General features: G+C 59.0%; 5 protein-coding genes and 2 pseudogenes. 1 reads left to right on the top strand and 6 read right to left on the bottom strand.

The features are described from left to right. The first annotated feature begins 550 nt into the window (after positions 1-550). Positions 551-889: pseudogene (locus C9413_RS24560) on the top strand (hypothetical protein). Here C9413_RS24560 and C9413_RS24555 read toward each other — a convergent pair. The 6 genes and pseudogenes from C9413_RS24555 to C9413_RS24530 form a co-directional block, all read right to left on the bottom strand. Then, positions 870-1040: a hypothetical protein gene (locus tag C9413_RS24555; protein WP_170251016.1), complete on the bottom strand. Its 171-nt coding sequence runs from the start codon at positions 1038-1040 to the stop codon at positions 870-872. The pseudogene C9413_RS24560 and the gene C9413_RS24555 overlap by 20 nt on opposite strands. Positions 1041-1053: 13 nt before the next feature. Continuing rightward, a complete protein-coding gene (locus C9413_RS24550; protein ID WP_082046583.1) occupies positions 1054-1326 on the bottom strand; it encodes a transposase in 273 nt (90 codons plus the stop codon). A 248-nt stretch (positions 1327-1574) separates the two neighbouring features. Further along, entirely contained in the window at positions 1575-1898 is a 324-nt protein-coding gene (locus C9413_RS24545) for a DUF6074 family protein (protein ID WP_170251015.1), read from the bottom strand. Positions 1899-2047: 149 nt separating this feature from the next. Further along, positions 2048-3361, bottom strand: coding sequence for an MFS transporter (locus tag C9413_RS24540; protein ID WP_039846477.1), 1314 nt, complete (start codon positions 3359-3361; stop codon positions 2048-2050). Positions 3362-3516: 155 nt separating this feature from the next. Further along, complete coding sequence (gene opgC / locus C9413_RS24535) at positions 3517-4746, bottom strand: OpgC domain-containing protein (RefSeq protein ID WP_039846478.1); 1230 nt, start codon at positions 4744-4746, stop codon at positions 3517-3519. A gap of 98 nt (positions 4747-4844) precedes the next feature. Continuing rightward, positions 4845-7409, bottom strand: a pseudogene (locus tag C9413_RS24530) (protein ndvB); the annotation flags it as partial.

Genomic DNA, 7409 nt, shown 5'->3' with positions numbered 1-7409 from the left:
TCTCGGCTGAGGAACGCCGCAAGCCGCATACCACCGAGTCCGCCTAACCATCTTCGAGAATCGAAATTGAGAGGGCGGAGGGTACCTTCCGGCCTGTTTGTCGGGTTAGAAATTCGGGATGCGCTGCAAGTGAGATCGTTGCCGGAATGCACCCAAGACCGTATATCCGAGTTCGTGCCTGAGGTGGCTCGCCCTGCACTGGTCTTCCGAGGGTTGCTCGGATAGGCGGTAGCCAACCCGCGCATCAGAGCTTGATCAACGACGTCCTTGAGTTCCGCCTCCACCGATGCGCGACTATCATCCTCGGCCGTTCGTTCGAGCGGGTGGTTATCTGCGCCAAAATCATTGACAGCGGACATTAGAGCGGTGTCCCGCTTCCATATTGACTGAGCTGCCTTTTGCAGTGCCGAGCACTGGAGGACATGACGGGGGATGCCAACTATACCCCTACGGCCGCCGTCCTACGCCTCGCGCCACCTCTTGCCAGGGGTGTTTCCCGGACGCGCGGCATGTAAACTGATAGCCATCTAAGCCGAGGGAGGTAACGCCGATGTCCCGATTTCTTGCCGTTTACACTATGAAGCCCGAAGACCTCGCATCGTTTCGAAGCCTGCCTAAAGCCCAGCAGGATGCAGTTGATGCTGTGGGCATACCACAGTGGGCGGCGTGGGAGGAACGTAATGCTGCGTTCATCCGTGATCGCGGTGGTCTGGTTGGCAAGACAACTCGTGTGACAAAGGACGGGGTGGCCGAAGCCGGGAAGCCATTCTGCGGCTAGCTGGTAGTCGAAGCGGAAACCGCTGAGGCCGCCGCACGGATGTTCCAGGACCATCCGCACCTCACAGTGTTTCCTGGTGACGGCGTAGATATCATGCCTTTTCTAACTTGAACTCCTTGAGGATGAGGCGGATGCTCCTGCCGGGAACAGGATTACCCGGCCGCGCGCGATCAATCGCGGCCCCCTTCCTCAGCATCTTCCCGGTGTCGAAGAGATCATCGAGCTGGAAAGCCGTCTCGACAACCATTGCCGCGAACTCCATGGCATCCTGCAGCTCAGGGCAAGCTGGTTTTGACCTGTCGCGCCAGTGTTCGCCAGGACGAAAGATGGTTGGCCTTCAGAGCGTGGCGTTCCGCTCCTTCGTTCACAGTCACGCCCGGACGCAAGCTCTCTGACACGATCTGCGCCTTGACCTCGTCCGGCCAACGGCGATGAGCCTCACGTTCGTGAAGCGTCGCCCGTGCCAGAGCAACGCTCGGTCTGGGTCCAGCCGAGGGCACTACGCTTATTCCTGATCGCAGGCCTGAAATCGCGTGAGATCTGATCATCCAGCGTCTCCTGTGGGGCTTACCGTTCAGGAGGGTTTTTCAATGCGCTTCTTACCGATCGGGAAGTCCTTCGGCAGGGATAAAACGTACCGATCGGGAAGCTTTGCCGTGCAAAGCAGTGCGACCTTCGGCCTTGTTTGGACTTTGTTCAGTGACGGCTGACGAACTGGGAAACGAAATAGGCTGAGTAACCTCAGACGGGTCTCATTGCCCTGATGCTGTGACAGCTGCGGCGGTGGTTTATCGGGTCAGAGGCGACGTCGACTTCTGCCTTGCCGCGCGCGGCTTTCGGATAAAGCGCGCAACTGATGTCTCTCTACTTGGTCGGCTTGACCCGCTGCCTTGACAGACCAGACTCGCTCCCGGCTCATCTCCTCGCTCAATCCACATCGCGCAAGCTCGTCCGCCAGCAAACGCCTCTCGGCTTTCCAGAACGCGACCGCCGGTTCTCCATGCAAATCATCAAGCGTCGCGGCGCAGCGTTCGATATCGCCGGGCTGGGGGATGCTTGGAAATATCACGATTTCGCTTGCGGTCAGCGCGGCGAGAGGGGTGTCGAAAGAAGATGCCATCGAATCAATCCATGTTTCCATCAGACTGTTAGGCTTGTGTTGGTTAACGTTTACCTTCTCTCGCGGAATAATGCCGTTGGTGACCGACTGAACGGACCTAAAGCCACAGTCCCAGCAGCCGGGTTCTGCTGGGACTTTGGCTTGCGTTGTTAGGATTGCGCGCGCTGTTGCACAGTTCCGCTCTCTTCGGAAGAAATCTGTGTACGCGACATCACGCGTCCGACCACGAGCACAAGCAGCGCGGCGGCAGCCAGGCACGCGGCAAGAAAGAACATCGGCGCAATCGTGCTTCCCGTACTGTCCTTGATCCAGGGCACGACGTTCTGGGCGACAAAGCCGCCGAGATTGCCGACGGAGTTGATTGCGGCGAGCCCGGCCGCCGCACCAGCGCCTCTCAGAAAGCGTGACGGCAGGCTCCAGAAAACCGGCTGGCCGGCGAAGATGCCCGCTGCAGCGATGCAGAGAAATGCGAACTGGACACCATGGTCCGGAATAACAGCAGAAAGGACAAGGCATATGGCGCCCAGCATTGCCGGAATAACGATATAAGGCGTCTTCGAAGCTGCCCTGTCTGCCATCGACGGGACGATGTAAAGCGCCACCGCCACGAGGACCCAGGGTATGATGTTCAGAAAGCCGTTGGCCGTATTGCTGACGCCGAATTCCTTGACGATGGTCGGGAGCCAATAGCTGAGGCCGTAGGCTGCAAGAGGAAAGCCGACGTAGCACAGTGCCATCAGAAGTACCTTCGGATTGATGAGCGCCTTGAAGCCATTCTCCGCGTTCTTGTCCATGTCTGCATTTTCCGCCTCAATCCTGCGTTTGAGCCAGCTCTTCTCCGCATCGCTCAGGAAGTTCGCATCCTCTGGGCGATCCGACAGGTAAAGCAGCGTGACCACGCCTGCCACGACGGCGGGAATACCCGTCGCGATGAACACCCATTGCCAGCCGGCGATGCCATAAAGCCCGTCGAGATCGAGCAGCATGCCGCCCAGCGGCGCGCCGACGGCATTGGCAAGGGCGCTGAAGATCATGAACAGTCCGACCATCGTGCCGCGATAGGCGGACGGATACCAAAGTGTCAGCAGATAAAGGACGCCTGGAAAGAAACCGGCTTCGCAGGCGCCAAGAAGAAAGCGGAGAATGTAGAACATCGTCGCATTCTGCGTGTAGGCCAGGGCAATCGTAACTGCGCCCCACGAGAGCAAAATCCGCGCAAACCATTTGCTGGCTCCGTACCGCTCGAGCAGCAGATTGCTCGGGACTTCAAACAGGAAATAACCGATGAAGAAGAGCGAGGCGCCGAGGCCGTAGGCATATTCGCTCATGCCAAGCGCTCCGACCATTTCCAGCTTGGCGAAGCTGACATTTTGGCGATCGATGTAGGCGATGAGATAAAGAATGCCTAAGAACGGCATGAGCCGCCACGTGATTTTGGCGATCAGTTGCTTTTCGTCGACCATGAGTTTCTCCTCGGGCAATTGCATCTGGGCGGGAATAGATACGGCAGGCTCGCCATCATCAATTGCCGGCCGGTGGCCGAACTGCAGGCGAAAGCCGATTGATCAAAACCGGCTGGCGGTGTCGCCAGCCGGTTTTGATATCGCATAAGAGAGAGCTATTTGTCGCGATAGAGCTTTCGGCCATCACCGACGCGGACGGCGACGGGAACGGAAGCACCACGCCCCATCGACCTGGCCTTCACGGTACCGTCGATGCGTTTGCGCTCGAGGTGGTAGGCATAAGCAAACTGACCGGAGATGCCTGCGACGACAAAGAGCGCACCGATCATCTGGTCATGATTGGTAATGTAGAGCAGCACTTGGCCCGCCATCGCAAGGATTGTCCCTGCGACAAAGATATTGAGCGAGTGACGGCCAATGATGGTTAGCGGATGATCCGACGGACGGCGCAGGATACGAGACAGCACGGGAATATTGATAACGAGGTAGCTGAGCGCCAACACATGCAGCAGCCGCGGCAGGGACAGGAAAGTCTTGTCGAAACCGGTAAGGACAGGCGGCATGCCAAGCGCTGCCAGTACATTGCCGAGGTCCCACAGGTGACCGACAACCCAAGCAAAGGACAGCGCTACGTAGCCGGAAGCCAGCACGAACAAAATCGGGTGCTCCGGCAGCTTGCCGCCACGCTTGACATGCATGATGCCGACGGCGCCGATCGTGAACAAGAACTGCCACGAGAGTGGATTGAGGAACCAGTAGTCGGCGATGAGCATGTTGTGCGGCGCGATCTGATAGATGCCCGCAAACAGCCACACAGCACCCGAAACACCAAGCGCCAGAAGCGGATGTGCCGAGTAAAGAAGCAAGATGACTGGTACCATGAGCATCAGCGCGCCGTACATCGGCAATATGTTGTTGTAGCCGATCTGGTGGCCGAGCAGAAGCAAAGCGGGTATTCCCTGCGTCAAGTTCATCAAGACGGCGAGGATATTGATTTCCACGAGCAATCCCGGCCGGTGGAACAGCGAGGCGCCGCAAATGAACAGCGCGAGCGTTATGAAGGTCGTGATCATATGGGCGAGATAGAGGGTGAAGGCACGCTTGATCGCCTTCTTCGCCATGTCTAGTCGCCCGCCGACCTTGAAGCCGGAGCCATAGGCCAGTCCGACCGCAATGCCCGAGATCAGCACGAATGCTTCCGCGGCGTCGGAGAAGCCGAAATTCTTCGTCGTCGCATACTCGAATATCTGGCCGGGAACATGATTGATGAAAATCGTGATGAGGGCAAGGCCACGCAGAACATCAAGCCTCGTGTCGCGCGCCGGTCGCACTGCTGATTGAGGCAAGCGCTCAGCGCCGATGGCGTTTTCCGGCGTAGCCGCCATGATGTTTCTCCTGTTTCGATCTGCAAACGCGGTTGCAGCCAAAAAGTTTCACCTTTTGGCTGCAACGAATCGCCGGAGTGTGAGCGTCGAAAATGCTGCTATCCGACCGAATATCCCTCATGGGGAGTGGCGACTTCGCTGTCATTGATGACCACAGTGTAGCCGTCCGGTTGGGACGATTTTGAGACAGAAATGCGATATTTCACACCTGAGTGTTCAATCTCTGCCGAAAAGCCGTCCCAACCGCTCGGCAGTGCCGGACGAACAAAAATCCGACCGTTTTTCAAACGGATACCGAGGATCCCTTCGACTGCGGCCCGATAGAGCCAGCCCGCGGAACCCGTATACCACGTCCACCCGCCGCGGCCCTTGAGCGCACCTTCGCCATAGACGTCGGCAGCCACCGTATAAGGCTCGACTCGATAGTGCTCGGCCGAAGCTTTGTCGCGCGAATGGGTGATCGGGTTCAAGAGTTCGAAGCAGGCCATTGCATCGTCGCCCCGGTTGAGCTCAGCAAGCGCCATAACCACCCAGGTGGCCGCATGCGTGTACTGGCCGCCATTCTCGCGAACACCCGGAGGATAGGCTTTGATATAACCTGGATCCCTGATCGACGTGGCAAAAGGCGGGGTAAATAGGCGGATGATTCGCGCTTCTTTGTCCACAAGGCGGTTCAAAACCGCGTCCATGGCCTTGACCGCGTGATCCGGGTTACCTTCGCCGGAAAGCACGCTCCAGGATTGCGCGATCGAATCGATCTGGCATTCCAGGCTTTCCTTCGAACCGAGCAGGCTGCCGTCGTCGAATGTGCCTCGGCGATAATAGCCGCCATCCCAACCTTTACTTTCGAGCGCGGCCTTCAGTGCACCGAGATGTTTCGTCCAGCGCTCGACGCGAGCACCGTCGCCCCGCTCTTGCGCATAGGGAATGAAGGACCGCAGCGCGCCTGCCAAGAACCAGCCGAGCCAGACGCTTGTGCCCTGGCCGTTGATGCCGACGCGGTTCATGCCGTCGTTCCAGTCGCCGCCCATGATCAGCGGCAGCCCGTTTGAGCCCTTGCGCTTGATCGCGAGATCAAGTGCCAAGGCGGCATGCTCGTAGATGCTGGCCTTGTCGTCCGAGACTTCCGGACGATAGAAGGAGTCGTGCTGGCCTTCGAGCAACGCCGGGCCCTCGAGGAACGGCAATTCCTCGTCAAGCACGCTCTTGTCGCCCGTTGCGCTGCAATAGTGATGGATCGCATAGGCGAGCCAGACCACGTCGTCCGAAATCAATGTACGGACACCCGCGCCGGTTCCCGGCAGCCACCAATGCTGGACATCGCCCTCGCGGAACTGCCTGGAGGCAGCGTTGACGATCTGGTTGCGCGCGAGCGATGGCTCCTGAAGCACGAAAGCCAGCGTATCCTGCAACTGATCGCGGAAGCCAAAGGCGCCACTTGCCTGATAGAAGGCCGACCGTGCCATGATGCGACAGCCAAGGCTCTGATAGGGCAGCCAGGCATTGACGAGATTGTTCATGGCCTGGTTCGGCGTCGAAATCTGAACCTTGCCCGTAAAGCTCTGCCAGAAATCGCGGTTTGCCTGAACCGTGTCCTCGACAGAGATCTTGCGGATCTCGGCGATCAAGGTTTGGGCCTCTTGCCTCGACGCCGTGTCGCCCAGGAAGAACGTGACGTCACGCTCTTCGCCAACACCGATTTCGATATCGATTGCGAGAGCCGCTGCCGGGTCGCCGTCAAGTTCCGTGGCGCCGGAAAGCGCAACGGGCGGCTTGAGCGCCTGCGGAGCCCGGATCGTGCCGGCCTTGCCGATGAACTCGCGTCTGCTTGTGGTGAAGCTCGACGGCTTCACGCTGGCGGCAAAGAAGGATACCCGGTTCGAGAAGTCGATGCTGTACTGGTTGGCGGCAAGAAGTGCGCCGGTTTCCTCGTCACGGGATGAGAGGATGAAGGGCACCGAGCGCTGTGCGTTGTTGCCGAGAACCCACTCGACATAGCCATAGAGCCGCAGCTTGCGCGCCGTAGTGCCCATGTTGCGCAACCGGACGCGCTGCAGCTTGACCGGCCTCAGGCGATCGACCGTCTGTGTCACTTCGAGCGCGATATCGTTCTGCTCGCTGGAGAAGACGGAGTAGCCGAGACCATGGCGTGCCTCAAAGCGGACATCGCTCCGCTGCGAAAGCCCAGCAAATGGCGTCATCAGAGCGCCACTTTCAAGGTCGGTGACGTAAATCGCCTCGCCTGAGCGATTGACGACGGCATCGTTCGACCAGGAGGTCAGCTGATAGTCGCGCGAGTTGACGCTCCAGGTGAAACCCGCGCCCTCCGCAGACACATGGAAGCCGAACTTCTCGTTCGAGATCACGTTGATCCAGGGCTGCGGTGTTGCCGTGCCGCCAGCAAGACGGACGACATATTCGCGGCCGTCGCGGGCAAAACCACCGAAGCCGTTCCAGAAGTCGAGATCGCCTTCCTCCTCGATCACAAGCGCCGACGGCCTGGGCTGCACGACACGCGCCACGCGCTTGACCGGGGTCTTGCGCTGCTCGCGTTCCATTTCCGGCAGGTCGTCCTTGGAAGGAGGCTGTGCAAGGGCGATGGCTCGGTTGACCTGGTCGAACATCTTGGCGGTCTTACGCTGGTCGGTGAGGCGCGCTGCGGG

Source organism: Rhizobium sp. SEMIA 4085 (assembly GCF_013004495.1).
Classification (GTDB): Bacteria; Pseudomonadota; Alphaproteobacteria; order Rhizobiales; family Rhizobiaceae; genus Rhizobium; species Rhizobium gallicum.
Note: the sequence above shows the minus strand (reverse complement) of the source record. Positions and strands in the feature narration are given on the sequence as shown.